This window comes from Streptomyces sp. NPDC096136, from assembly GCF_044763325.1.
In the GTDB taxonomy this organism is placed as follows: domain Bacteria; phylum Actinomycetota; class Actinomycetes; order Streptomycetales; family Streptomycetaceae; genus Streptomyces.
In genome coordinates, this window is record NZ_JBIWFZ010000013.1 from 200356 (window position 1) to 226065 (window position 25710).

At 72.9% G+C, this 25710-nt stretch carries 21 protein-coding genes and 1 pseudogene; 14 read left to right on the forward strand and 8 right to left on the reverse strand.

The genetic code is table 11. The annotated features are described in order from the left end of the window. Window position 1: 1 nt before the first annotated feature. From ACIRBY_RS25655 to ACIRBY_RS25670, 4 genes are all read left to right on the forward strand, one after another. On the forward strand, window positions 2–1174 hold the full coding sequence (locus ACIRBY_RS25655) for an MAB_1171c family putative transporter (RefSeq protein WP_403904394.1): 1173 nt from the start codon (window positions 2–4) through the stop codon (window positions 1172–1174). Further along, window positions 1171–2382, forward strand: coding sequence for an MAB_1171c family putative transporter (locus ACIRBY_RS25660; RefSeq protein ID WP_403904397.1), 1212 nt, complete (start codon window positions 1171–1173; stop codon window positions 2380–2382). Before ACIRBY_RS25655 ends, ACIRBY_RS25660 begins: the two co-directional genes overlap by 4 nt. A 74-nt stretch (window positions 2383–2456) precedes the next feature. Then, entirely contained in the window at window positions 2457–3806 is a 1350-nt protein-coding gene (locus ACIRBY_RS25665; RefSeq protein ID WP_403904462.1) for an FAD-dependent oxidoreductase, read from the forward strand. A gap of 181 nt (window positions 3807–3987) precedes the next feature. Next, window positions 3988–4278 carry a hypothetical protein gene (locus ACIRBY_RS25670; protein ID WP_403904400.1) on the forward strand — a complete coding sequence of 97 codons (291 nt, stop codon included), beginning with the start codon at window positions 3988–3990 and terminating at the stop codon, window positions 4276–4278. Window positions 4279–4351: 73 nt separating this feature from the next. Here ACIRBY_RS25670 and ACIRBY_RS25675 read toward each other — a convergent pair whose 3' ends face one another. Then, window positions 4352–4894, reverse strand: a complete 543-nt coding sequence (locus ACIRBY_RS25675) for a GNAT family N-acetyltransferase (protein ID WP_403904402.1) — start codon at window positions 4892–4894, stop codon at window positions 4352–4354. A gap of 116 nt (window positions 4895–5010) precedes the next feature. Further along, a complete protein-coding gene (gene galE, locus ACIRBY_RS25680; RefSeq protein WP_403904404.1) occupies window positions 5011–6012 on the reverse strand; it encodes a UDP-glucose 4-epimerase GalE in 1002 nt (333 codons plus the stop codon). 162 nt (window positions 6013–6174) lie between these two features. On the opposite strand from galE, the gene ACIRBY_RS25685 reads away from it, so the two are divergent. From ACIRBY_RS25685 to ACIRBY_RS25705, 5 genes and pseudogenes are all read left to right on the forward strand, one after another. Next, window positions 6175–9426, forward strand: a complete 3252-nt coding sequence (locus tag ACIRBY_RS25685) for a DEAD/DEAH box helicase (protein WP_403904405.1) — start codon at window positions 6175–6177, stop codon at window positions 9424–9426. Between the two features lie 319 nt (window positions 9427–9745). Further along, window positions 9746–10654 carry a hypothetical protein gene (locus tag ACIRBY_RS25690; protein ID WP_403904408.1) on the forward strand — a complete coding sequence of 303 codons (909 nt, stop codon included), beginning with the start codon at window positions 9746–9748 and terminating at the stop codon, window positions 10652–10654. A gap of 180 nt (window positions 10655–10834) precedes the next feature. Beyond that, window positions 10835–11302 (forward strand): annotated as a pseudogene (locus ACIRBY_RS25695) (AAA family ATPase); the annotation flags it as partial. A 69-nt stretch (window positions 11303–11371) separates the two neighbouring features. Continuing rightward, window positions 11372–11974, forward strand: a complete 603-nt coding sequence (locus ACIRBY_RS25700; protein WP_403904465.1) for a nucleotidyltransferase domain-containing protein — start codon at window positions 11372–11374, stop codon at window positions 11972–11974. 66 nt (window positions 11975–12040) lie between these two features. Further along, entirely contained in the window at window positions 12041–12184 is a 144-nt protein-coding gene (locus ACIRBY_RS25705; RefSeq protein WP_403904411.1) for a hypothetical protein, read from the forward strand. Between the two features lie 598 nt (window positions 12185–12782). On the opposite strand, the gene ACIRBY_RS25710 is transcribed toward ACIRBY_RS25705, so the two are convergent. The 6 genes from ACIRBY_RS25710 to ACIRBY_RS25735 form a co-directional block, all read right to left on the reverse strand. Then, window positions 12783–13268 (reverse strand): NUDIX domain-containing protein, encoded by a 486-nt coding sequence (locus tag ACIRBY_RS25710; RefSeq protein WP_403904413.1) that lies wholly within the window; start codon window positions 13266–13268, stop codon window positions 12783–12785. Between the two features lie 363 nt (window positions 13269–13631). Continuing rightward, complete coding sequence (locus ACIRBY_RS25715) at window positions 13632–14018, reverse strand: DUF6009 family protein (RefSeq protein ID WP_042812893.1); 387 nt, start codon at window positions 14016–14018, stop codon at window positions 13632–13634. 226 nt (window positions 14019–14244) lie between these two features. Beyond that, window positions 14245–15927, reverse strand: coding sequence for a phage/plasmid primase, P4 family (locus ACIRBY_RS25720; RefSeq protein ID WP_403904415.1), 1683 nt, complete (start codon window positions 15925–15927; stop codon window positions 14245–14247). After that, on the reverse strand, window positions 15924–16979 hold the full coding sequence (locus ACIRBY_RS25725) for a bifunctional DNA primase/polymerase (protein WP_403904417.1): 1056 nt from the start codon (window positions 16977–16979) through the stop codon (window positions 15924–15926). The genes ACIRBY_RS25720 and ACIRBY_RS25725 overlap by 4 nt, the downstream gene beginning before the upstream one ends. Before the next feature lie 993 nt (window positions 16980–17972). Next, a complete protein-coding gene (locus tag ACIRBY_RS25730; RefSeq protein ID WP_042815027.1) occupies window positions 17973–18392 on the reverse strand; it encodes a hypothetical protein in 420 nt (139 codons plus the stop codon). 63 nt (window positions 18393–18455) lie between these two features. Beyond that, window positions 18456–19157, reverse strand: a complete 702-nt coding sequence (locus ACIRBY_RS25735; protein WP_390690557.1) for a hypothetical protein — start codon at window positions 19155–19157, stop codon at window positions 18456–18458. A gap of 987 nt (window positions 19158–20144) precedes the next feature. On the opposite strand from ACIRBY_RS25735, the gene ACIRBY_RS25740 reads away from it, so the two are divergent. From ACIRBY_RS25740 to ACIRBY_RS25760, 5 genes are all read left to right on the forward strand, one after another. Continuing rightward, window positions 20145–20897 (forward strand): hypothetical protein, encoded by a 753-nt coding sequence (locus ACIRBY_RS25740; RefSeq protein ID WP_403904421.1) that lies wholly within the window; start codon window positions 20145–20147, stop codon window positions 20895–20897. A gap of 482 nt (window positions 20898–21379) precedes the next feature. Continuing rightward, window positions 21380–22540: a ParA family protein gene (locus ACIRBY_RS25745; RefSeq protein ID WP_366454795.1), complete on the forward strand. Its 1161-nt coding sequence runs from the start codon at window positions 21380–21382 to the stop codon at window positions 22538–22540. Next, window positions 22537–23847 carry a ParB/RepB/Spo0J family partition protein gene (locus ACIRBY_RS25750; protein WP_403904424.1) on the forward strand — a complete coding sequence of 437 codons (1311 nt, stop codon included), beginning with the start codon at window positions 22537–22539 and terminating at the stop codon, window positions 23845–23847. Before ACIRBY_RS25745 ends, ACIRBY_RS25750 begins: the two co-directional genes overlap by 4 nt. A gap of 131 nt (window positions 23848–23978) precedes the next feature. Next, window positions 23979–24545 (forward strand): hypothetical protein, encoded by a 567-nt coding sequence (locus tag ACIRBY_RS25755; protein WP_403904427.1) that lies wholly within the window; start codon window positions 23979–23981, stop codon window positions 24543–24545. A 155-nt stretch (window positions 24546–24700) separates the two neighbouring features. Further along, window positions 24701–25576 (forward strand): GyrI-like domain-containing protein, encoded by an 876-nt coding sequence (locus tag ACIRBY_RS25760; RefSeq protein WP_403904430.1) that lies wholly within the window; start codon window positions 24701–24703, stop codon window positions 25574–25576. Window positions 25577–25710: the final 134 nt, after the last annotated feature.

Genomic DNA, 25710 nt, shown 5'->3' on the forward strand with positions numbered 1-25710 from the left:
GATGCCCGATCCGACCGTTCTCTTCCCCACGGTGCTGGGCGGCGTGGCCGCCCTGCTCAGGCTCCCCGGCCTGCTGAGGAATCCGCACGACCCCCTGCTCCGGGCGGTCATGGCCATGCTCGTGGCCGGCGTGGGCGTGTTCTTCTTCACCTCCGTCCCGGTGGTGGCGAAGATCAACGAGCTCACGGGCGTGCCGAACGCCGCAGCGCCCTTCGACTACTTCTGGGCCATGGCCTGCGCAGCGTCGGGCATCGTGCTGATCATCAACTGGCGGGGCGGTTCCCCCGAACGCATCCGGCGGGCCACCCGCTGGTGCATCGGGGGCTACGGGACCCTCTGCGTCGCCCTGGTCGTCCTGTTCGCACAGGCGGAGGCGCCCGTCGAGCGGCTGCGGGACCTGGACACCTACTACGCCAACACCCCGTACATGCGCGAGATGATCGTCCTCTACCTGGTCGGCCACACCGCGGCGGCCACCGTCATGGCCTCCATGTGCTGGCGCTGGCTGCGCCACGTGGGAGGGGAACTGCGGGCGGGGCTGGCCCTGATGGTGACGGGCTACGGCCTCGCGATCGGCTTCGGCCTGCTCAAGTTCACCGCCCTGGGCGCGCGGTGGGCCGGCGCGGACTGGGACGTCCTCAGTACCGAGGTGGCGCGGGGCTTCACCTCGGTGGCCGCCCCCCTCATCGCCTGCGGCATGGTGCTGCCGATCGTCGTACGGCGCTTCCGGGGGCGCTGGCAGGACTGGACCCGGTACCGGCGGCTGGAACCGCTGTCACGGCTGGTGGGCGGGCTGGCACCGACCCGGGCCGCGGTCAGCGTGCCGCTGCTCGCCTCGGTGGGCGTACGGCGGCTCCAGCGGGAATCCCTGATCCATGACGGACTGCTCACCCTCAACCCGTACTTCGACCTCGGTCTGCGGGCGCGCACCCTGGCCGAGGCGGTCGCCGACGGCGCGACCGGCGACCGCGCGGCGGCCGACGCGGACGCGGCCATGGTCCTCGCCGCGGTGGAGACCATGCGCGCCGACCCCGAACGACGGGTGATCGCCTCTTCGCGGGCCCTTCAGGAACCGGCGGGCGAGGACCGCGACCTCGTCCGCATCTCGCAGGCGCTCGTGCACACCTGGAAGCGGGCCGCCGGCGGGCCGGGAGCCGGAGGGGCCACCCGTTGAGCAGCGTCTACTACTACATCCCCGCGCTCCTCCTGCTCGGCTCCTTCGCCCTGAGGGTGCCCGGGCTCGTGCGGCACTGGCGTGATCCGCTGGTCCGCTCGGTGGGCGTGGTGATCCCCCTGGGCGCCGTGGTCTTCTTCTTCGCCGCGCCGCCGACCGTGTCCGAGGTGAACGCGCTCACCGGCGTCGCCAACTTCTCCGCCCCGCTGGTCTACGCCGTCGTCACGGCCGGGAGCGCAGGCGTCATCAACCTGATGCTGACCTGGCAGGGGGGCCCGGAGGAGCGGCGGCGTGCGGCCACCCTCTGGTGCGCCGGCGTCTACGGGGCGGTGATCGTGGCCCTGCTCGCCCTGTTCGCCCTCGGAGACGCGCCCGACGAACGCCTCCAGGACTTCGACACGTACTACTCCACCACGCCCTACCTCCGCGAGATGATCGTCCTCTACCTCGTGGCCCACGCGGTGGCGACGGCCGTCCTGTCGGTCCTGTGCTGGCGGTGGGCCCGCGAGGTCACCGGTCTGCTGCGCGCCGGGCTCGTCCTGATCGTGGCCGGAGGGGTCCTGGGGCTCGGATACACGGCGGGCAAGCTCCTCGCCGTCGGCGCCCGCTGGGCCGGCCACGACTGGGACGGCATCAGCACCACGGTGGCCCCCTCCATGGCCGCCCTCTCCTCACTGCTCCAGTGCGTCGGCTTCGCCCTTCCCGCCGTCGGCCACAGCCTGCACCGGCAGTGGCGGCGCCGGGCGAGGTACCACCGGCTGGGTCCGCTGTGGGAGGTCATGCGCCTGGTCATCCCGTACGAGCTGGTGCGGATCCCCCCGTGGTGCTCGCTGAGCCGGCGCCACCTGCGGCGCACCTGCGACATCCGGGACGGCCTGCGGCTCCTCGCCCCCTACCTCGAACACGGCACGGGAACGGACGGACACGGGCCCGGGTGCGCGGCGGTCCCCGGTGCGCTGAAGCCGGGGGCGGCGGAGCACGCGGCACTGGTCATCGCCGCGTTCGACTCCCTGCGCACCCGCCCCGACGACGGCAGCGGCAGCGGCAGCGGCAGCGGCAGCGTTCAGGGTCTGATCGACAGCGACGACGGACTCGTACGCCTCTCCGACGCGGTACGGGTCATGGCGGCGCGCGGGGGCTTCGCGGCCGCCGGGCACGCCCGGAACGCGCACGACCCGTCGACGGCACCGCGGAAGGCGGTGCCGTGAACGATCCGGGTACCGCCCGCACCCGCACCGCGCTCCACCGGCGCGCCCTGGTCATCGGCGGGGGGCTGACCGGCATGCTGGCGTCCGCCGCGCTGCGCGGCGCGGTGGACGAGGTCCTCGTCGTCGAGGGCGACGAACTGCCGGACGGGCCGCTCCCCCGCCGGGGGCTTCCCCAGGCGCGCCACGCGCACATGTTCTGGAGCGGTGGCGTCCACGCCGCCGAAGCCGTGCTGCCGGGGATCACAGACCGCTGGCTGGCGGCCGGCGCGAACCGCATTCCGATCCCGACCGGCATGGTCGCGCTCAGCTCCCAGGGCTGGTTCAGGCGCTGGGGCCGCGAGACCCACTTCGTCCTGGGGTGCAGCCGGGACCTGCTGGACTCCGTCGTGCGCGAGCACGTCCTGGCCGGGGAGGGGGTCGCGGTCCTGCGGCGCACCCGGGTCGAGGGCCTGACGGGCAGCGCGCGCCGCGTGACCGGGGTGCGCGTACGCGGGCTGGACGGCCGCACGCAGAGCCTGGAAGCCGACTTCGTCGTCGACGCGAGCGGACGCGCCTCGCGGACGCCCGGTCACCTGGAGGAGCTGGGGGTGGCCCCCGCGCCCGAGCGTTCCCTGGACCTCGGCCTGGTGTACGCGACACGGGTCTTCCGTGCCCCGGAAGGGGCCGGGGGCTTCCCCATCGTCAGCGTGCAGTCGGATCCCCGCAGCGGGCGCCCCGGGCAGAGCGCCAGCATCCTGCCGGTGGAGGACGGCCGGTGGATCGTCACGGAGACGGGCACCAGGGCGGGCGAGCCGACGGACGACGCGGAGGGCTTCGCGGCCTTCCCGCGCGGGCTCCGCCACCCCGTGGTCGGGGAGATCATCTCCCGCCTGGAGCCCCTCACGGGCGTGTCGCTCAGCAGGAGCACGCGCAATACGCGCCGGTACTTCGAGCGGGTGCGGGACTGGCCGGAACGTTTCGTCGTGCTGGGCGACGCCCTCGCGGCGTTCAACCCCCTGTACGGGCACGGCATGTCCGTCGCCGCGCAGACGGCGGAGGTCCTGCGGAGGGAGGTCGGGGCCCGCGGCGTCGACTCCCCCGGTCTCGCACGGCACGTCCAGCGGGCCATGGCGAGGCCGGTCGGCGCGGCCTGGGAGCTGGCCACGGGGCAGGACGTGTTCTACCCGGAGGTCCGGGGCGGCGGTCCGAACCTCCGGGACAGGATCCTGGGCCGCTACGTGGACCGCCTGGTGAGGACGAGCTGCGGACGGTTCAGCATGGTGCAGGACCTCTCGGACGTCACCTCGCTCCAGGCCCCGCTGACGAGCCTGGTCAGGCCGCGCGTCCTGCTGGGCGCCGTACGGGGACCGCAGTACCCGCCGCTGAGCGGACCACCCCTGACGGCCCGGGAACTGGCCCTCGTCCACGGCGGGGCCCGCCGGTGAGGGGACGGACCGCAGCGCGACTGGCGTGCGCGCGCCAGAGGAGGGCGGGGTGACCACGAAGGAGCGGCCCTCGGCGTGCCGACACGCCGAAGGCCCCGAACCCCTTCGCCGGCGGCACCCGTTGGGAGCAGGATGGGACCGGGCAGAGACGCACCGCCTGGTGGGGCGTGATCTCAGTGGGGTGAGGAAGATGGTCTGGCGGCACACGGACGCGGAGACACCCGTACGTCGCGGCGCCGACGGGCAGTTCTACGTGGCCGCCCAGGACGTCACCGCGATGCTCCGCGACCTGGCGCGGGCGTTCGACCAGCACGGGCTGTCCGACGGGGCCGTCCGGCCGGCGCAGGACCGGGCGGCCCCGGAGCGTCTGGACGAGGACACGATGCGAACGGTCGCGAGCATCCTGCGTGCGCAGGCCGACGAGATGGACGTCCAGCTCATCGCCCTGGCCGGCCGGGGCCCCTTCGGATGACCGCGCCGCCGGCGCCGTCCCGCTCCTGGGAACCCGCCCGCCGGTGCGGACCCCGGCGGGCCGGTGTCGGTCGTCAGGGGCGGTCCAGGCCCCACGTCTGGAGGACGAAGGGCCTCCCCTTCTCCTCGCCCGTGATCAGCGGCACGTCGAGCAGTCTGAACCCCGCCTTGCCGGCCACCGCGACGCTGGCCGCGTTCTCGGCCTCAAGCTCCAGGATCACCTGCTCCGCGCCCATCTCCTCGAACGCGTACGCGGCCATCAACCGCACCGCCCGCACCGCCAGCCCCCGGCCCCGGTGCGCGGGCCCGACCGCGTAGCCGATCTCCATGCCCTCGGGGGCGCGCCGCAGCATGATCTCGCCGAGCGGGGCCTCTCCGTCGACGGTGATGGCGAGCAGGACGGTCGTGCCCTCCCTCCGCAGCTGCCGGTCCCGGACCAGCCGTGCGCGGGCGGCCGCCTCGTCGAAGGGCGACACGATCGGCGTCCAGTACGCGATGTCGGGGTGGTCGAACAGCTCCGGCATCGCGGCCAGGTCGCTCTCCCTCCAGTCGCGCAGGACGAGCCCCTCCCCCGACAGCTCGATCCGCTCGGGCAAAGACGACGGGGTGCTGCTCATGCGGGGGACCTCCCTGGCCTGTTCATGACGAGGCAAGATAACCGGGAAGGCCCCGGGCCCACCGGCATTTTCCGCGGCCCCGGCCCCGCCGCCCCCCCGGTTCCCGCGGCGTCGGTCTACTCGCCGGCGCCGATCACCGCGTCGCGCCGGTCGTACCAGCGCAGGGAGTCGCGGATGCCGTCCTCGACGGAGTGCTCCGCCGTCCAGCCCAGGAGCTCGCGGGCGAGGTCGACGCGGGCGTAGGCGCCGGCCGAGTCGCCGGGCCTGCGGTCGGTCTCGACGGCGGCCAGCGGGGTTCCGGTGACGGTTTCGAAGGCGGCGAGGAGCTCGCGGACGGTCGTTCCGCGGCCGGTGCCGAGGTTGATGACGCGGTAGGGGGCGGCGGCGGTCACGGCGTCGAACCGTTCGATGGCCTTGACATGGGCCGCGGCGAGGTCCCAGACGTGGACGTAGTCGCGGATGCCGGTCCCGTCGTGGGTGGGGTAGTCGGTGCCGGTGACGGTGAACGGCTCGCCCGCGTGGTGCACGTCGATCATCTTGCCCAGGGCATGCGTGGGCGTGCGCACCTGGAGGCCGGTGCGGAGCCGCGGGTCGGCCCCGATCGGGTTGAAGTAGCGCAGCGAGATGACGTTGAGGGTTCCGGCCGCGGCGACGTCGCTCAGGATCGTCTCGAACGTCGCCTTGGTGCGGGCGTACGGGCTGAGGGTTTCGAGGGGGGACCGTTCGTCGACGGAGAAGTCCGCCGGGTCGGCCCGGTAGATGGAGGCCGAGCTGCTGAAGAGGAGGTTGCGGCAGTCGTTGCGGACGAGGTGCTCCAGGAACTGGATGCCCTTGGAGACGTTCTCGCGGTAGTAGCCGAGCGGGTCGGCGACCGAGTCGGGGACGACGATCAGCGCGGCGCAGTCGACGGCGGTCCGGATGTCGGGGTGCTCGGTGAAGATGCGGTCGAGCAGCGGCCCGTCGCCGATGTCGCCCTCGTAGAAGATCCGGCCGTCGGTGAACTCGCGGCGGCCGGTGGAGAGGTTGTCGAGGATGACGGGGGTGATGCCGTTGTCCGCGCAGGCGGAGGCGATGGTGCTGCCGATGAAGCCGGCGCCTCCTGCGATGAGTACCTTCAAGGTCCCTCCTCGTTCGTCGGTTCGGTCGTACTGCGGGCCCGGGGGCGGGCCGGTGGGGCGGAGCGGCGCCGCCGGGGCCTGCGCCGACCGTAACCCCCTGTTTCGCCCCCGCCCGCCCCGTAGGGTGCCCGTAGTGATCATCACCGACGGTGGGAGCGGGGCGTGGCAGGGGTCAGGGGCGGGGCCGGTCAGCGGTGGCGGAGCGGGGTGGTCGCGTACTGGCGGGCCGTCGAGTTGTTCAGCCCGCAGAAGGTGCCCGGGCCGTCCGCCCGGGAGCGGGTGTACCCGGTCGAGGGGGACGGGCCGCTGCCCTGGGACGCCGGGCATCCGCTGCGGGCCGTGCCGTTGGATCCGGGGTACGCCTGGCAGCACGTCGTGTACGGCGGGGCGTACGCCCTGAGCGCCGTGCGCGACACGCTGCTGCGCGTGTTCGGGGAGAGCGGTGAGGACCACGACGGCCGGATGGACGGCGAGAGCGCGCTGTTCGCCCTCACCGTGACCGACGAGGGGCGCCTGCTGCTGGACTCCCCCGTCTTCTCCTCCTGCGCCTGGGCCACCGGCCGGGCCCTGTACCCCGGCCCCGGCGGCCGGGGCTGGCTGGACGGGTTCGAGGAGGAGGCCGAGGCGTGGGCTGCCCGGGCCGCCGCGCTCGGGGAGCCCGACGGGTCGCGGGAGCCGGAGCAGGGGGGCGGGGACGGGGCGTCCGTCGGAACCGGGGTGGTGGGCGCCGCCGAGTTGGTGGGGTTCACCCGTGAACTGGCCGCCGCCTGGGGGGTGGGCGCGGCCCTGGAGCCCGTCGGGGTGCGGGTGCGCAGCGTGGCCGTACGGATCGACCGCGCCGACGGCGCCGACCAGCAGGACTTCCTCAACAGCTTCCTCGCCGCCGACCTCGAACGCGTGGCCGGCGCCCTCGCGCGCGAGGAGCCCGGGCCGGGCCTCGCCGCCTACCTCACCCCCGGCGCCGCCTTCGGCCGGGTCGGCCGCGTGGACCTGCGCCTCCACCCCGAAGCCGCGCTCGCGGGGGTCGCCCCCGACCGTACCCCGGCGGGCCGCTGGCCGGCCGAGGCGGGGCATCCGCTCGCGCTGAGCCAGCAGTTCGCGGTGAACGCCGTGCACGCCGAGCTGGCCCCCGCCGCCGGGCTCTTCGCCGTCAACGGCCCGCCCGGCACCGGCAAGACCACCATGCTGCGCGACTGCTTCGCCGCGGCCGTCGTCGAGCGGGCCCGTCGGCTGGCCGCGCTCCGGCTGCCGTCCGAAGCCTTCGCGCAGCAGGACCCGTACGTGTGGAAGAGCGGCGACTACACCCGTACGGTCACCCCGCTGCGCCCGGAGTTCACCGGCTTCGAGATGGTCGTCGCCTCCGCCAACAACGGTGCGGTGGAGAACATCTCGACCGAGATCCCCGCCCGCGCCGCCCTGGGCCGCCAGTGGCGGGAGGAGGCCGACTACTTCGCCGAGCAGGCCACCCGGCTGCTCAAGGGCGAACCGGCGTGGGGCGCGGTGGCGGCCCGCCTGGGCAGCAAGCGCAACCGCATGGAGTTCGTGAACCGGTTCTGGCACGGCAAGTACCGCCGGACCGACGCCGGCGCCCCTCCCCCGCCGCCGGTCCCGCCGCAGGGCCGTCGCGGCGGGCGGGACGCCTGGATCGACAGCGGCAGCGGCCTCGCCCACCTGCTGCGCCAGTGGCGCGACACCCCGCAGAGCGGCGTGTGGCGGGAGGCCAGGCAGCGGTTCCAGGACGCGCTGGCCGAGGCCGAGCGGCTGCGCGACGAGAGGGCCGCGGCCTGCGGGGCGTACGCCGGGCGGGCCGCGGCGTACGAGGCCCTGCACGCGGCGCGGCTGGCCGCGGAGCGGGACGCGGCGGCGCTGGAGCGCGTACGGGAGGACCTGCCGGGCGCCGCGGCCGCGCTGGCCCGCGCCGAGCAGCGGCTCGCGGACGCCGAGCAGGCGCACCAGGCGCACCTGGCCCGCCGGCCCGGGTTCTCGGTGAGCCTGTTCACGATGGGCCGGGCGGCCCGGGACTGGCACGCCGACGAGGCCGGCGCCGCGGGCCTCGTCGCCGAGGCGCGCACGGCGCGCGAGGCGGCGCAGGCGCACGCGAACGGCGTGGGGGACGCGGTGGGCGCGGCGGCGGCCTCCCTGCGCGCCCGCCAGGAGGCGCAGCGCGCGGCGCTCGCCGACGCCGAGCGCACCGACCGGGTGCTGGAGGCGGCGCGGGCCCGCTGGGAGGGCTTCGTCCCGGAGGACTCCTGGCTGACGGACGACGCGGTGCGCGAGCTGGCGGCGCCCTGGTCCGACCCCGAGATCACGCGGGCCCGGACCGAGGTGTTCCTCGCCGCGCTCGACCTCCACCGGGCCTTCCTGCGCTGCACGGCCCGCACCATGTACGCGAACCTGATGGCCGCAATGGACGCCGTCGCCGGCGCGGTGCCGAGGACCGTGCCGGAGACGCACGTGCGGGCCGCCTGGCAGAGCCTGTTCCTCGTCGTACCGGTCGTGTCGACGACCTTCGCCTCGCTGGACCGGGTCTTCGGGCGGCTCGGCGCGGAGGCGCTGGGCTGGCTGTTCGTCGACGAGGCCGGGCAGGCGGCCCCGCAGATGGCGGTGGGCGGCATGTGGCGGGCGCGGCGTACGGTCGTCGTCGGCGACCCGCTCCAGCTGGAGCCGGTGGTGGTGCTGCCGTGGACGGCGCAGCGGGCGCTGCGCGAGGACTTCGGCGTGGCGGAGGAGTGGGCGCCGGGCCGTACGTCGGTCCAGCAGCTGGCCGACCGTGCCAACCGCTACGGCACGCTGCTGCCCGCCGAACTGCCCGACGGCGGTCACGAGGTGTGGGTCGGCGCACCGCTGCGGGTGCACCGGCGGTGCGACGACCCGATGTTCTCGGTGAGCAACGCGGTCGCCTACGACGGCCTGATGGTGCAGGGGACGCCGCCGCGGGAGGCGTACGCCTACCGGCCGGGCAGCAGCTGGGTGGACGTCACCGGCGCGGAGGCGGACGGGCACTGGATCGCGGAGGAGGGGCGGGCGCTGCGGCGCGTGCTGGAGCGGCTGCGGGACGAGGCGGGCGTGGACCTGGCGGCGGACGTGTTCGTGATCAGCCCGTTCCGGCAGGTGGTGGCGGGTGCGCGGCGGGCGTGCCGGGACCTGGTGCCGGCCGACCGGGTGGGTACGGTGCACACGACGCAGGGCAAGGAGGCGGACGTCGTCATCCTGGTCCTGGGTACGGACCCGCGGCGCCCGGGAGCGCGGGCGTGGGCGGCGTCCCGCCCGAACCTCCTGAACGTGGCGGTGAGCCGGGCGAAGCGCCGGCTGTTCGTGATCGGGAACGTGGAGGCGTGGCGCGACCAGCGGTTCTTCAGCACGCTGGCGGAATCGCTGCCGTGCCACACCTGGCAGGGCCAGTCCCGTCCCTGAGGCCCGCCCCCGTGGGCTCGGGGCCGGGCGGGCGACGCGACTCGACGCTGTCGAAGGCCCGGGCCCGGGCCCGGCCGGGCCGGATCCGGCACCATACGGGGCCGCCGCCGTCCCGGCCCGTCACGCGGCATCCGACGTCTCCGCCGCATCCCCCTCCCCCTCCCCCTCCCCCTCCTCCCGAACACACGAATCGGGCCAATCCCAACTACCACTCCAATAAATGGAGTTGTCGCCGAACGCACGCCTTGCAAGACTCCCTCCGCCCTTGCGGCAGCCGCCGTACGAGGGTCCACGCACCATCACGTGGGGGGATTTGATCTTGACGCGACACACGATGCGACGCGCCTGCGCCCGCACCGTCACCGGACTGGGTCTCACGCTCGCGCTGGCCACGGGAGGCCTGCTGACGGCCGCCGGCGCGCACGCGCAGCCGGTCTCGGAGGGCACCGTCAGCTTCGACGGCGACCAGGGGGACTACATCAGCGGCGGCGGCTCGTACGCCTACACCGCCGGCAAGGACCAGATCCAGGTGAACGGGTCCGCCGGCCGGACGACCGTCGGCCTCAGCATCAGCGGGGCCAACGGCGACTGGTGGTCCCTCTCGCTGGCCGCCCCGGCCGGCCGGGAGCTCCAGGCGGGCACGTACGAGGGCGCCACCCGCTACCCGTTCAACGACGGCGGCGCACCGGGCCTCAGCCACGACGGCAACGGACGCGGCTGCAACACCCTGACCGGATCCTTCACCATCTCGAAGATCACCTGGGGCCCGAACGGCTACGTCGAGGCCCTCGACGCCGCCTACGAGCAGCACTGCGAAGGCGGCGCCCCCGCCCTGCGCGGCCGGGTGCACATCCAGAACCCGGCGCCTCCGGCCGCCCTCTCGCTGGGAGTCGGCGTCTCGGTCGAGGGCCGGGCCAGCGCCCTGAACGGCCGGGCGACCGTCAACGGCAAGGTCAGCTGCAACAAGCCGGTCCAGGTGGACGTGTCGGGCCTGGTGACCCAGGTCAAGCGGAACACCCTGATCCGGGGGCCGTACAGCGCCACCGTGGCGTGCGTGCCGGGCGCGCCGGTCGCCTGGAGCGCCGAGGCCGACCCCACGGGGGCCACCCCCTTCCAGTCCGGTGACGTCGAGGTGAAGGCGACCGCCACCGCCTACGACAGCGACTACCGGGTCGGGGTCACCGCGAGCGACGTCAAGGCCGTGCACCTGACGAGGGTCAAGCAGTAGCCACCGGACACGGGCCGGGCGGGCACCGCACGGCAACCTCCCGATGACGGCTACGGCTTCCGGCGGACCGGTCGAACCGGTCCGCCGGGGACCTCCGTACGCGTCGACGCGTACGGGATCGGGCAGGCCCGTACCGGAAACCGGCGGCCGGCACGGGCCGTCCGGCGGTAGCGTGCCCGGATGTCCGAGCACACCTCCCTGCCCGAAGGCCCGGACGGGCCGCGCTGCCTCCTGCTGGTCGGTCTGCCCGGGTCCGGGAAGTCCCGCCTGGCCCGTGCCCTCGAAGCGCACGGGGTGACCCGCCTCTGCCCCGACGAGGAGATGCACCGGCGCTACGGCGTGTACGGCGTCGACTACCCGCGCGGCACCTTCACCGCCCACGAGCGGCCGGTCCTGGACGACCTCAAACGCCGGCTGGGCCGGCTCCTCGCGGAGGGCCGGCCCGTCGTCCTCGATCACGGGCTGTGGACCCGGGCCGAGCGCGACGACTGGCGGCAGGTCGTCACCGAGGCGGGCGGGGTCCCCGTCCTCGTGCTGCTCGACGCCGGGCACGACACCCTGTGGGAGCGCATCCGGCACCGCAACGCCCACGGGTCCCCGGCCGACCTCCGCTTCGAGGAGCACGACCTGCACCGGTTCCGCGACCGGTACCAGCCGCCCGGTCCCGACGAGAACCCCGTTCGCCACGACGGCGACCCGGCGACCGCCCTCCGGCTCCTGACGGGCGGAACCTCCGCGCGCTGGGATCCCGCACCCCTGCGCGAGGTGGCCGACCTGTTCGGCCGGGCCGGTTGCCGGTGGTGGATCGCCGGGGGCCACGCCATCGAACTCGCCGTCGGCCGCACGTTCCGCCCCCACGACGACATCGACGTCCTGCTCCTGCGCGACGACCAGCACGCCGTCCAGGAGGTCCTCGCCGGGTGGGAGTGGTGGGCCGCCGACCCGCCCGGCACCCTGCGCCCCTGGCGCCCCGGGGAGCACCTGCACCCCGGCGTCCACGACATCTGGTGCCGTCCCGCGCCGGACGCTGCCTGGCGGATCCAGGTGATGCTGGACGAGGCGGAGCACGGCCAGTGGGTGTCCCGGCGCGACGCCGGCGTGCGCCGACCGGTCGCCGGGATCGGCGCGGTCAGCCCGGACGGCATCCCCTACCTGAGGCCTGAGATCCAGCTCTACTACAAGGCGAAGCACCCCCGCCCGAAGGACGAGCAGGACTTCGACGCCGCCCTCCCCCTCCTCGACACCGAACAGCGCGCCTGGCTCGCCCGCGCCCTCACCCACACCCTCGGCCCCCACCCCTGGACGCCCCGGCTCCACTGACCGGCGCACCTTCGGCGTGGGCGTGCGTCATGTCCGGCGGAGGACGGGGAGCCCGGCGTCGGCCCGGTGCGCGAGGCGCCGCTCGCGCTGCCGCGCGAAGTCCTGATGCCGCAGGCGTACGTCCGGCGCATCCGGTACGGCGCCGACCCGGAGCTCGTCGAACACGGCCGCCGCACCCTGGCCCGCCACCGCACCACGAGCCGGCCGTGACCGGCGCACCGATCACCGGGCCCGACCACCTGAGGAGCAGCAGTGGGATGCACCGCCCGCGACCAGTGGCGGCGGCACTACGCCGACGGCCGCGGCTTTCCCCCCTCGGCGACGTGGAGCGGGCCCTTCTCGCCGAGCACGCCCCCGCCCCCGACGGCGGCGGCCGCGTCCTGCAATCACTCGGCGCACGGCTGCGCGCCGGCGGCGCCTTCGTGATCATCACACCCGCAGCCGGCCGCCCTCCCGCCGAGCGCCGCGACATCACCCTCGACGAGAACGAGACCGCCCAGCTCGGGGCAGGCCGGCAGCGGACCGTCGGCGCGAGGCCGAGGGGCTCCCCGTCCTCGTCCTGCGCGACCCCTGCGGGCCGCCGACACGGAGCTGGGCGCCCGGTCGGTCCCGTCGCGACGGGTGACCGCGGCCAGGGGGTAGGAGTGGACCGGCGGGGCCGGCGGCCCTCACGTCTACCCGGCCGACACCCCCGACCGCCTGCTCCCCCGAGCACCCTCCCGTTCCAGTGGCCGGGCCTCCGCCGCACCACCCCGTAGGTGCGTGGACGGTGCAGCGGCTGCCCGTGCGCCGGGGCGCAGTCGGCGGCCTACCGCTCCAGGTAGGCGACCGTGCCCGTGCGACGGGCGGTGTCGGCTGCCCGGAGGCGGGCGAAGCCGTCCGGGTGCATGATCTGCTGCCATTCCCCGAGCGTGTGGACGCGGAGTTCGGTGTGCTCGGCCGGGTCGAGGGTGACGCGGGCGATCTGCGCGTCGGTGAGGTGTCCGCCGTCGAAGACCACGCCGAACTTGTTCAGGGGCCAGGCGGCGCCCCGGGCGATGAAGTGCACGGCCAGGAGCTTCTGCGGCCCGGCGAAGGAGATGCCCGTCTCCTCGAAGCACTCCCGCACGGCGCACTCCCACGGCGTCTCGCCGTGGTCCATGTTGCCGCCGGGCCACTGCCAGGTCCCCGCGTCCCCGACGGCGCGGAGCTGGACCGGGCGGCCGGCGGTGTCGGTGAAGTAGAGCGCCGCGTAACTGGTGGCGTTCGCGATGGTCTTGACGTACTGCTCGGGCGGCAGCCAGGTTCCGGTCACGCGGGGGCCTCCTTCTTCCCGGGGGCGCACGTCGCACGCAGGCGCGCCGCTCGTGCGCGGCGGCCGGCTCCGGCCCCACGGCGGCGCCACGCTACCGGGGCGCTCCTCGGCGCGTGGGCGGAAGGCGGATTCCCACACGAACGTGGCCCGGCGGGCCCGGCCGGGCAGAGGCCCTCGGGGCGCCGCGGGCACCGTCGGCTCACGGGCGGTCCGCCGCGTCCGCGCAGGGCGCGCTACCGTACGCCCCCTTCAGTCCCTGGCGGTCCTTGCAGGTCAGAGTGCCGAGGGGACCTACTCAGGGACTGAAGGGACCGAACATTCGAACTACGTGCACGGTGTCGACCGACCGGCCGGGGCCCCGTGTCAGGCGACGGTGCGCGTCGTCGTGCCCGCGGCGCCGCGCTGGGAGCGTTCCGTCTTCATCCCGACGTGCCGGGGCTCCACCGTACGGGGGTCCACCGCCTCGCCGGGGGCACCGGCCCGGTAGAGGCCGTCCGGTTCCGCGTCGCGGTCGTGCGGGAGGAGGTAGAAGACGCGGCGCTTCTGGAGCCCGCTGTCGGGGTCCGCCTCCGCGCTGTCGCAGAGCTCGGCGAAGCCGACCATGCGGCCGTCCCGGTAGTAGCGGGGCTTGCCGCGCCGGCGCGGGGTCTTGTCGAGGGCCTGGCGTACGTAGTCGAGCTGCGCGGGGTCTTCCAGCCACACCACCTTGTCCTCGTGGGTGAGATCGCTTGCTTGAAGTAGCGAGCTCATGGCCTTGGTCCCCTCTCGGTCTGACGTAGCTGCTGCACGGGCCGGACTGGCCACGCTACCGGGCGCCGGGCATGGGCTATGCCGGTGTGCGCGGCGGCGTCCTGTGGCTGGCTCATTCGTTGCGTGTCCATGGTAGGTGTCTGGATGCGGTGGCGGACAGTAGGCCCGGGCGGTTCACCCCGGGGCTGCCCCGTTCGCCGGGCGCCCCGTGCGGTCCCGTACGCCCTCATCCGGCCTCTTCGGCGAGCAGGGCGAGGCCGGGGTAGAACTTCTGGCCGTTGGAGCGGAGCATCTCGCCGGGCGAGGAGATGCCCACCTCGGCGCGGATGCGCGTGGCGAAGGCGCGGGTGGTGGCGGGGCGCAGGCCCTCGCCCTCCTGGCACCAGGTGCTGTAGGCGCGGTAGAGGGCACCCTGCTCGACCTTGAAGTCCCGCGGCTCCTCGGGGCCGTCGCCGGTGGTGCAGCATTCGGCGAGGAAGCGGCCGATGTGGTCCTCGGTGGTGGCGTAGGCCTGGGTGGCGGTGCGCACGACGGTGGGCCCGGTGAGGGAGGGCTTGGTCCTCAGGTAGGCCATGGCGCCCTGGATCATCCAGTGGAGGATGCCGGCACCCTCGTGGTTGACGAGTTCCTCCGCCAGGTTGTCGATCTTGCGGTGATCGGGGACGACCTTGTCGAACGGGATGAGGCGGATGCGGCGCCAGAAGGCGTGCCCGCCGGTGCCGACCTCGGGGCGGTGGTTGCCGAGCAGCCACAGCTTGTGGGTGGGCTCGAAGCTGAAGTAGTCCTGGCGCATGCGGCGGGCCTTGAGCCGGTCGCCGCCGGTGAGGAGCTTGACGCGGGCCTCGTCGAACTTGTCGTGGGGCTTGAGCTCGCTGCACACGAACAGGCGGCGGCCGTGGAGTTCGGTGAGCTCGGTGGAGTGCTCGTTGAACTTGCCGCGCTCCATCAGGAAGCCGGGCGGCGCCACGTCCGCGTAGTCGCCGAGGATCTTGATGACGATGTCCATGAGGGCGGACTTGCCGTTGGCGCCGATGCCGTAGAGGAACGGCAGCACCTGGCCGCCGACGTCGCCGGTGATGGAGTAGCCGAGCAGGAGATGGACGAAGGTGATCATCTCCTTGCCCTTGTCGTCGTCGCCGAAGGTCTCCGTCAGGAAGCGGGCGAAGCGGGGGGTGGGGCGGGCCTCGGGGGCGAGGTAGGTGGCGCGCGAGTGCAGGTCCCGGAGCGGGTCGGGCTTGCGCAGCTCGCCGGTGCGCAGGTCGACGACGCCGGCGGGGGTGCACAGGGCGTACTTGTCGCCGTCGAGGGTGTCGGGGTCGAGGGCGAGCTCCGGGGAGGCCTTGGCCTGGGACAGCATGGCCTTGACGCCGGAGGTCGACATGGCGCGCTTGCGGTGCTGGGCGAGCTCGCGGTCGGTGAAGTGGCCCCGGGGGTCGTGCAGCGGCATCTCCTCGGCCATGTCGCCGGCCGCCCAGATCGCCGCCTTCTCGCCGCCGGTGCGCTTCCAGCGGTACTCGTCCCACACGTACCAGCCGAGGCCCTCGACGTGGCGGAAGCGGTGGTTGTGGAGGTGGGCGAAGAGCTTGGCGTTGCCGCGGTCGGTGAGGTTGAGGAGCAGGCCGGCCTGGACGAAGTCACCGGGGCGGGAGACGGCCCCGGGCGTGGAGACCTGCTGGGCGGGGAGCTGGGCGGTCGCGGCGGCGTCCGTGGCCCCGGCTGTTCCAGGGGTACCGGGCGCAGCGGGGGCACCGGGGATACCGGGAGCACCTGGAGCCGCGGCCGTTCCGGGCGTCCCGGCGGTCGCGGCCGCTCCGGTGGTCCCGGCCGCTCCGGCGGTTTCGGCGGCGAAGACCGCGAGCTGCTCCGCGGCGGCGTGCGCGTCGAAGCCGGTGCTTCCTGCGCTGCTCATGAACGTCCCTTGGGGTGGATGGGGCGGTGGCTGCCGGCGCGGAGCGCGGAGTCGATGACGAGGCGGTTGCGGCGCTGTCGGCCCGGGCGGGCCGCGTTCGCCGCGTCGGTGAGGAGGTCGGCGCATTCGGGCAGCGTGATGTGGCCGGCGGCCGCGAGGCCGCCGGCGGTGAAGGCCGCCCGGTTGAGCTTCTCGCCGAACGCGGTGCCCGAGGGTGCCTGGGCGCAGGCCCGGACTTCGGCGAGGAGGGGGGCGAGGATGCGGTGGGCGTCGTCGGCCCCGGCCGGCGGCGTCGCGGGCGCCGCCGTGATCCGGGTGCTCCGCGGCCCGGGGGCGCGCTCCGGCGCGGGCTGCGGGGCGGGCTGCGGGGCGGGGTGGTGGCCGGTGCGGGCGAGTTCGGCGTTGAGCCACAGCGGCAGGGTTGCGGGCGTACGGGAGCCCGGCAGGGCCTCGTAGGTGCCGGCGGCGGTGCGGGTGCCGGGCGCGACGATGTAGCCGCCGGTGGCCCGTACGTCCACCTGCCAGGCGAGGGCCGTACGGGTGCCGTTGCCGCTGGAGGAGCGGATGGCCGGGCCTCCCAGCGGGGCGCGGTACCAGATGTGCAGGCCTCCGCTGGGGGTGCGTACGCGCAGGGTGCCGCCGTCCCGGGCGGGATCGGGGCGTCGGCGGAGCGCGGCCAGGAGCGCGAGGGTGTCGTAGCCGGAGCCGAGCCCGGTCAGGTCGACCCGTTCGTCGAGGGGGATGCCGGGCAGCAGGCGCCCCCGGTCCGGCAGCGGGGCCGGGTGGGTGTCCACGTCGATGACGACCAGGCCGGCCGGGCCGCAGGAGACTCCGACGCCGAACTCCGGCTCCTGGCGCCACCAGTCCCTGATGACGTCGGTGTCGGTGGTGGCGGCGTGGAAGCCGTGGCACCAGCGTCCCTCTGCCGTACAGGGGCAGGCCTCGGGTGCGTGGTGGTGCTCCCGGCAGCGGGCGCAGTTCGCGGGGGGCGTCTTGGCCCCTGGGGCGAGGGGGTGGACGGGCATGCCCCGGGAGGCCAACCAGAGCGCCACGTCAAGGCTGTGCCGGGAGCCGACGGCGGCCGCTGGTGGCGGCGTTGCGCTGTGGGCTGGCACGTATGTCTTCCTCGGCGGTGCGGTGTGGCTCGGTTGGACCGTGTGAGCTGGTGGGAGGGTCGGCCCCGGTCCCGGGCAGGGACTGAAGGGACCAAACTTTCACAATGCCGGAGCCTAGCGCAGCGACACGCCGAAGCAGTGCAAGCAGCTGCGACTGTTTTGAATTTTCAGTCCCTTGAGTCCCTCCGGGCTGTGGTGGCAGTAGTCTGGCTCGGGTGGATTGCCCCGTATTGCCGGTTTTCCTTCCGGAGGGAGCCAGGGACTGAGTCCCTCCGGAAGTCCTGGGCCCCCCTCCCCCTGCTCCCTCCCACCCCCCGAACAGGGACGGAAAGGCCGTCAGGCCCCTTTCGGTCCCTGTCGCTTCAGTCACTGACAAACCTGCTGGTCAGGCGGTTGCTCCCGGATTCGAAGGGACTGAAGGGACTCAGTTTTCTAGTTATGACGTGAATATGGCACCAGTACTCCTTACGCCCGCGCATACACGCACGCACGTAAAGGCTGGAAGAGTGGATTCTGAGTCCCTTCAGTCCCTGCTTTTGTGTCTGAACCTGCTCTGACCTGCGTAAACGTGGAGGGACTCAGGGACTCAGGGACCGAGGGACCGAACGCGGTCCGCTGTGAGGATCCACGGAGCGCGGTGAGAGGGCCGACTCCAGGTGTCGGCGGCTTCGGTCCCTGGAGGTACGGACCCAGGGACTCAGGGACCGAGGGACTGCAGGGACTGACGGACCGAGGAGTGGTGAAGCGGGCCGGGCCGGGTCCGGACACTGTTCCGGTGGGCTGCCCGGTTCGGCTGTCCCAACCCAGGGCACGGCGGATATAGTGGCGGCACGAGTTACTCAGGCGCGAAGGGCCCTCCACATCGTGGAGGGCCCTTCGTCTTGTCCTGTTCCCTTGTCCTGCTCCCACTCCTGCCCCGCAGGCTCCCGCTCAGGCCACCTGGAGCTTCGGACGGCCCGTCGTCGGCGTGGGCGGGGCCTGGTGGTACGTGGGCAGCTTCAGGTTGGGCAGGTCGCCGGCCTGGATGCGGACCAGGGCCGCGCGGAAGGCGGCCTCCATGCTCTCCGGGCTCTCGTACTTCGCCGCGAGCGGGTGGAGCCGGTAGGAGTTGCCGTTGCGCTCCTCGCTGCGCGGGCGGAGCACGATGTTCAGCTCGCACAGCGGGGCCATGAGCCCGCTGACGGCCTGCGGCGTGACCCCGTACTCGGCCGCCATGTCCTTCTGCCGGACCCCCAGCGCTCCCCCGAAGTCGCTCCGGGCGACCAGGTACTGGAGGAACTTGACGGCGGACCCTGACAGCGGCAGGGCCCAGATGCGCTCCGCGACGATCGGAGACATGACGTTAGCCATGGGACGGCCTTCCTCGTGAGCGGTGGCGGTGGTCCGTGATGGAGGACGGGCCTGGCAGCACTATCACCCGGTACGTTTCCTTCCGCGATAGTCGGCCGCCGCCCCGAAATCGAGGTCGAGTTCCTCCTGATGGGCACCTTGCGGGCCCACAGCGTAGGGGAAGGCCGCGACGTCGTGCTCGTGCCGGTCGGCGATCTCGGCGAGTACGTCGTGCTGGGCCGTGCTGTTGCCGTGGAACCACAGGCGCACATTGAGCTGGATCCGGCCCCGGCCCGCCTTCTCCACCCAGTTGTAGCCGCACAGCGCCTGAACGGCGCGGTTGACCGTGGACCGCGTGATCATCTTGCCGCCCTTCTGAGCGGCGATCTTGTTCAGCCCATCGGTGATCTCCTGCTGCGTGTACGGGGTGACACCGGTTCCCGGCACCTGCCCGCCGGCCACGAAGAGGAAGACGCAGAGCTGTGACTTGGTGATGCTGTTCGCCACGGCGAGCTGGGCCAGCAGCTGCGTGAACCAGTTGCTGGCCAGGCTGTACCCGGATCCCCCGGCCATGTCGTGCACGGACTTGGGGTCGGCGGCGTACTCGAAGTGGACTCCCTTGAGCCGGCGACGGCCTCCGGGGTCGGTGGCTTCGGCGACCTTCTCGCCGAGCTGCTGACCGAGGACCGCCAGGATGTCTCCGTACTCGGCTTCGCTGCCCGCGGCGGTGGGGACGGGCACGGCTCGGGGCCCGCGCCGACGACGGGCGGGCGGATCAGATGTCACAGGACCTCCTTGTTACTCAGGCGGTCCGAGGCTATCCAAAAAATCAACTCCTGCTTGTCTTTTGACGCCTCGGCGCGCCGGAGGGCGACCGTGCGCCGGGATCTGTTCGAGCGCTGCGCGGAAACTCCACGGTGGCTGGAGTTTCCGCGCTGTCGAACGCCGAAAGTCCACGCCTGCTTGATTTCGGTTGCCGGAATGGCGACACGTGCATGTAGCGGCCACGCGTGTGTGCGGGCCGTCCGGCCTTCACCGGACAACGCTCTGACCTGCGGTGCCGCGCAGCGGGACGAGGCGGGGCAAAACTCAAGCCCTGCTTGAGTTTTCCGCGAAATGTGCCCGCCGGGTATACATTGCGGAACCTCGAATGTGTCCTGGGTGACACATCAGCTCTGAGAAAACCGCAGGTCAGAGGCTTGAAAACGCGGCGCTCTCTTACTAAAAGAGCAGCCCGGCGACGTACTTCGACCCTCCCCCGGCTTCCCGAATCCTTACTCCTGGTTGCCGAGCCCCTGTCGCCCCATTCCTTCCGGCAGGCAGGCAGGCAGGCAGGCAGGCCCCAGGCCCCTCGTACCCTTCCCCTCCCCTCTTCGATACCTGGGCCGACGCACCTTCAGCACAGGTCGGCTCCGGCTGACATACCCACCGGTACTCCCCCGCCCCAAGCACCTCCGGCACCAGCCCCCCTCTGCCCGGCCCTCATGCCCAGTGAGGGCGCCCAGCGCCCGAGGGGTGCACCGGCGACCGTCAGGGAGCAGGGGCAGGGCGTGAGGGGGAGCGGGTCCAGGGCGCCCGAGCGCCTGGCGAGGGGGTCTGGGGGGCGAGCAGCCCCCCATGCCGAGGCCGGTCCAGCGCGGCCAGGCGCTGGCGGGGTCCAGGGGCTGGCCCCTGGGACATCCGGACCGCAGGCGGCGAACCGGCAAGAACCCTGACGTGCGGCCGGTCCGACGCGCCGGCGGTGTCGGTTCGCCGACCTGATTGGATTCCGGCATGACGGACTGGTCGCGACTCAGACACGCATACGGCTGCGCGGAGGACATACCGGCGCTGCTGGAGCAGATCGCATCGGAGCCGAGCCCCGAGCATTGGAGCGATCTGTGGTCGGCGCTGTGCCATCAAGGCAGCGTCTACTCGGCCAGCTTCGCGGCCTTGCCATGGCTGGCGGAGGTGGCCGGTGGCGACGACCGGGAGCAGGCGGTCAGTGCCCTGAACCTGGCAGGCGCGATCTTGGCCGGTTCCGAGCAGTCGCACGGAGCCGGCGGCGACGTCCGCGCGCTGTACGCGGCGGAGACCGAGACCCTGCTGGCACTGGTGCACGCACATCTCCGGACGGCTCCCGATCGCACCGAGTACACCTACCTCCTGGAGTGCATGCTCGGCTTCGAAGGCGTCATGAGCTGGAGCGAGGAGCTGGCCTGGGGCCTCGTCAGCGAGGAGTACGCGGTCACCTGCCCCGGCTGCCGGGTCCACCTGTTCATCGCCATCGGCGCGTACGGATTCTTCTCCACGAGCAGCGACTACGCGCTGGCGGAGCACGAGGTCGAGACGAGGCCGCTGCGTCCCGTCGATCCCGCAGCCATGGCAGGCATCGGCCGACGGCTCCACCGGATCGCGCTCGCCGACGGGCAGCAGGAACTCGCCGACGCGCTCACCTACGTCTTCGGCGATGCGACATGTCCGGACTGCGGGACGGACTTCTCGGTGGCGGACCGCATCACCGGAGACCGATCCGCCGCTGGCTGAGCGCAAGTCGACCAGCCGCACGCGGACGGCGCCTTCGTCAGGGCGGAACGGACGAGGTTCGGGGCGGCTCGCTCGTTTTCCGGCACAACGGACAAAAATCGACCGACAGAACGGCCCCTCAGGCGGCCGATCTCAACTCCCCTGGTGTCCCGCGACCTTCCCGGCGACCAGAGGCCTCCAGCGGGGCGCACAGGGCTTTTCGATGGAGGGTGGAGCCCTCTCAGGGGCGTGGAGCGTCGCCCCAACGGAGCAGTCAGGCTCCACCGGGCCCGGTCATGCCCTCCGGGCCGTCACGTCAGGGGTCGTCGGAAGTCGGCAGGCGTCGCAGGTGTGATCGTCGATCGTCGCCCTGACGGGCCGCCAGGCCCGCTTTCCGGGCCGGGGCAACCGGTGATCTTTTCCGGCCAAGCCTCCCCATACCAGGGCAACATATTTCGGTGTGCCTCTTCGCCTTCCCGCCGGAAGGTTAGTAAGGTACCCGCATGACCGCTCCATACGATCCGGAAGTCAGGGAAAAGGTAGTCGCCAAGCTGCCCGCCACCCTGCGGCAGGAACTCAAGGTCCGCGCAGCGCAGTTGGGCGTGGACATCCAGGACGCCGTCACCGAGGGCGTCCACGCCTGGCGTGCCGACGCGTCCGCGGCAACGGCCGTCGACACCTCGGGGGCATCCTCCTTCTCGACGTACCTCCCCACCGGCCTGTACGGCGACTTCAAGGAGGACTGCCGGGTACGGGAGGTCCCGTACAACCAGGGCCTCGCCCAGTCGATCCGCCTGTGGCTCGACACCCACCCCTCCCCCGCCGGCCGCCGCCGCCCCGCGAACGAGGGCGCGCGCCGGATCGTGGTCTGCAACCAGAAGGGCGGCGTGGGCAAGAGCGCCATCAGCAACGGCCTCTCCCAGGCCCTCGCCGAAACCGGCGCCCGCGTCTGCGTCATCGACTTCGACCCCCAGGGCCACCTCACCCGCCACCTCGGCGCCGAGATGCTCAGCATCAAGGAGCCCAGCCTCGCCAAGTTCATGCTCGGCGAGATCGACGGCCGCATCCGCGACCTCCTCGTGCCCATCGAGCACGGGGTGTTCGCCGGCCGCCTCTTCCTCCTCCCCTCCTGCAAGGACGCGTTCCTCCTCGACGCCCGGCTGGCCACCACCCGCCACGTCCGGACCAAGGAGACCGCGCTGGAGAAGGCGCTCGAAGAGCTGGAGAAGGAGTTCGACTACATCGTCGTCGACTGCCCGCCCAGCCTCGGCTACACCATGGACACCGCCCTCTACTACGCGCGCACCCGCGAGGGCGAGTCCCCCAAGGGCTCGGGCGTGATCATCCCGGTGCAGGCGGAGGACACCTCGGCCGACGCCTACGACATGCTCAGCGAGCAGCTCGAGGACCTCATCGACGACCTCGGCATCGAGATCACGCAGCTCGGCTTCGTGGTCAACCTCTACGACAGCCGCAAGGGCTACGTCGTCACCTCCTCCCTCAACAGCTGGAAGGAGTTCGGCGACCCGCCGGTCATCACCGTCATCGCCGACCTCAAGGAGCAGCGCGAGGCCGTACGCGTCAAGCTGCCCCTGCTGCACTACGCGCCGGACTGCGAGCAGTCCGAGGCCATGCGTGAGATCGCCCGGAGGATCGCGGCATGAGCAAGAGCGACCTCCTCGGCACCGGCGCGGCCTTCAGCAACGCACGCCGTACCGCCGGCCGCAGCGAGCGCGGTCGGGCCAAGGCCATCGCCCAGGGCGACGTACCGGCGTACGAGCTGATCCGCGTTCCCCTGGACCAGGTCTCCCCCACTCCCCTCAACCCGCGCCGCAACTTCGGTACGGACGAGGAGAAGACCCGCTTCGGCGAGGAGCTGCGCCAGGCCCAGCTGTCGGCCTGCGTCGCCGTCACCCGCGGCGCGTACCTCTCCCTCTGGCCCGACCACGAGGGCCGGGTCGGCACGTCGGCGTACATCCTCATCAACGGCGAGCGCCGTTTCCGCAGCGCCCTGCACGTGGGGCTGGAGTCGCTGGACTTCGTCGTCCGCGACGACCTGGCGGCCTCCCGGGCGGACTTCATCGACCACCTGCTCGCGGAGAACCTCGAACGCGAGGACTTCGACGTGATCGAGCGCGCCCGGGGCGTGCAGCAGCTCGTCGACACCTGTGCGGAGCAGGGCCGGGAGCACGGGGCGAAGTCGCGCGCGGCGGAGCGGCTGGGCAAGTCGCCGTCCTGGGTGACCAACCAGCTGGTGCTGCTGGAACTCCCGGAGGAGATCCAGAGGATGCTGAGCTCCGGTGACATGCCGGAGCGCGACGGACGCCTCCTGGCGCGGGCGGCCAAGGACCGGCCGGGCGCGGACGCGGCGGCGCTGCTGGACTACCTCCAGGAGAACAAGGCGCAGGAGGCCCAGTCCAAGGCGGCCCAGCGGGAGCTCCTGCGCGAGGCGCGCGAGCCCGCCCCGACGCCTGCGCCTGCTCCGGCTGCGGTGCCGGTGCCAGCTCCGGCACCGGCCGTGGCCGAGCCGCGTCCCGCCGATGCGGTCCAGGAGCAGGCTCCGGAGCAGGCCGAGTCTCAGCCCCGACTTTTGTCCGCGGACAAAAGTCGGGAGGCGGAAGCGCTCCCGGAGGCAGCCCCGGAAGCCATGACCCCGATCGCCGAGCCGGTCGCGAGTACGCCTCCGGCCCCCCTCCCCCAGGAGGCTCCCGCGGCGGCTCAGCCCGAGCCGACACCCGCACCGGTGCCGTCTTTCGCCCCCGAGGCGGCTCCCGCCGCCCAGCCGGCTCCCGCCTACGAGCCGGAGACGGCCATCCCGGAGCAGGCGACGACGAGCCCGGAAGGGGGGCCGGTCTCCTGGGCCGACCCCCAGGCGGTCTTCGAGGCGATCCGCCAGAACATGCCGCCGAAGCAGCGCGCGGAGCTGACCATGCTCCTGATCGACAGCAACGGCCGGTCCGCCAACCGCTGACCGGCCACCAGGCTCTGACGGGAACGGCCCGACTTTTGTCCGCGGACAAAAGTCGGGCCGTTCCCGTCCTGGAGTCGCCTCCGCCGGAGCTCGTCGCGCAGGCGGCTGAGAACCCGGGCGGATCGGTCGCCGTGATCGACCCTGCGTTCATCGGTGACCCCAACGGCTATGTTCCGGGGGAGGCCGTGCAGGGGGTCTGGGTGGTCGGCGAGGACGGAAGGCTGACCGGCGAGTTCGTCGAGAATCCGAACTACGGCCCGCCGAAGGACGACTTCGCCAAGCTCACCGATTCCCAGCACTGGCTGGACTGGCTCGCCGAACGGCCGGACGCCGCCGTACGAGACTCCATCGCGAGGATCCTGGACGGGCAGGTCCCCGGAGCGGTCCTGGAGTGGATCAAGGTTCTCGACGACCCGCGCTACTTCACAGGCGGCCGCCGGGATCCTGAGGATCCGCAGCGCGTGACCGTCACCCGGGCCGGCATCGCCCTCCGCTTCGCGCTGTCCGTGACCAGCCCCGGACACGCACGCGAGGTCCTCCAGGGCGTGTTCACCTGGGTCGCCGTCAGCTTGGACCGGCCCCGTGGGCGCAAGGACCGGGTCTGGCTCGACCTGCGCGTCGACCTGGACTGGGCGGAGACGCAGCTCCGCGAACGGATCTACCTCGTCGGTCAGGATCCGGCCTCCGGCAGCAACTGATCCCCGGCGACCGCTCCGCACCCGTCAGGCCGCTCGATCCGGAGCGATCCTGGCCGGGCCGGCCCTCCGTACCCGACCGGAGCGGGCACAGGATGTCGGGTGCGGCAGGCTCGGTCCTTCCTAGCGTGGGTGATCGAAAGGGAAGGAGGCCGGAGTTGCTGGATCGGCTGAACCAGGCCATGGAGCACATCGAGGCGCATCTCGACCAGCGCATCGAGGTGTCGGACCTGGCGCGGATCACTGTCACGTCGGAGTACCACTTCCGGCGGCTGTTCTCCTCGCTGGCGGGGATGCCGTTGTCGGAGTACGTCCGACGGCGGCGGCTGACCGTTGCCGCTGCCGCGGTCCTGGCCGGGGAACCGACCTTGCTGGAGATCGCGATCCGCTACGGCTACACCTCGGGCGAGGCCTTCGCCCGGGCGTTCCGCGCCGTGCACGGCATCGGTCCCGGCGAGGCCCGGCGTACCGGCGCGGCTCTGAGCGCGCAGCCCCGGCTCTCCTTCCGCCTCACCGTCGAAGGGAACAGCACCATGCGGTACCGCATCGTGGAGAAGGAAGCATTCCGGGTCGTCGGCAAGAAGGCCCGCGTCCCGCTGATCTACCAGGGGGTCAACCCGCACATCGTCGAGCACATCCAGAGCATCCCGGCGGAGACGATGCTGCGGATCGTCGGCCTCTCGGACCAGGATCCGCAGGGGGTGGTGTCGGCGACGGTGCGTCTGTCGGACGGTTTCGAGGAGGGCGGTGACCTCGACTACTACCACGCCGTGGTCACCACGGCCGGGACCGAGCCTCCCGGGGACCTCGACGTGCTGGAGTGCCCGGCGGGCACCTGGGCCGTGTTCGAGAACACCGGCCCGTTCCCGCAGGCGCTGCAGCAGATGTGGGGCGACGTCGCAGCCCAGTGGATCCCCTCCAACCCGTACGAGTACCGGCCGGGCCCGGAGATCCTGCGCACCCGCGCCTCCGAGGACGAGCCGGCCCACTCCGACGCCCAGCTGTGGATCCCCGTGGCCCGCACCAGGGTCTGAGTCGGCGGCACGCCGCCGGGGGCCGACTTTTGTCCGCGGACAAAAGTGGGGGCCCCCCCCCCCCCGTGGGGGTGCCCCCCCCCGGGGGGGGCCGCCCGGCCGGCCGCCGCCCCCGGTAAAAAATAGGGAGAACC

What these genes read in the sequence shown, in the direction of transcription:
- ACIRBY_RS25750 (WP_403904424.1), top strand. Translation starts at nt 22,537, where the DNA reads ATGAGCAAGAGCGACCTCCTCGGCACCGGCGCGGCCTTCAGCAACGCA.
- ACIRBY_RS25745 (WP_366454795.1), top strand. Translation starts at nt 21,380, where the DNA reads ATGACCGCTCCATACGATCCGGAAGTCAGGGAAAAGGTAGTCGCCAAG.
- ACIRBY_RS25720 (WP_403904415.1), bottom strand. Translation starts at nt 15,927, where the DNA reads ATGAGCAGCGCAGGAAGCACCGGCTTCGACGCGCACGCCGCCGCGGAG.
- ACIRBY_RS25675 (WP_403904402.1), bottom strand. Translation starts at nt 4,894, where the DNA reads ATGAGCAGCACCCCGTCGTCTTTGCCCGAGCGGATCGAGCTGTCGGGG.
- ACIRBY_RS25740 (WP_403904421.1), top strand. Translation starts at nt 20,145, where the DNA reads ATGACGGACTGGTCGCGACTCAGACACGCATACGGCTGCGCGGAGGAC.
- ACIRBY_RS25715 (WP_042812893.1), bottom strand. Translation starts at nt 14,018, where the DNA reads ATGAGCTCGCTACTTCAAGCAAGCGATCTCACCCACGAGGACAAGGTG.
- ACIRBY_RS25665 (WP_403904462.1), top strand. Translation starts at nt 2,457, where the DNA reads ATGCTGGCGTCCGCCGCGCTGCGCGGCGCGGTGGACGAGGTCCTCGTC.
- ACIRBY_RS25730 (WP_042815027.1), bottom strand. Translation starts at nt 18,392, where the DNA reads ATGGCTAACGTCATGTCTCCGATCGTCGCGGAGCGCATCTGGGCCCTG.
- ACIRBY_RS25655 (WP_403904394.1), top strand. Translation starts at nt 2, where the DNA reads ATGCCCGATCCGACCGTTCTCTTCCCCACGGTGCTGGGCGGCGTGGCC.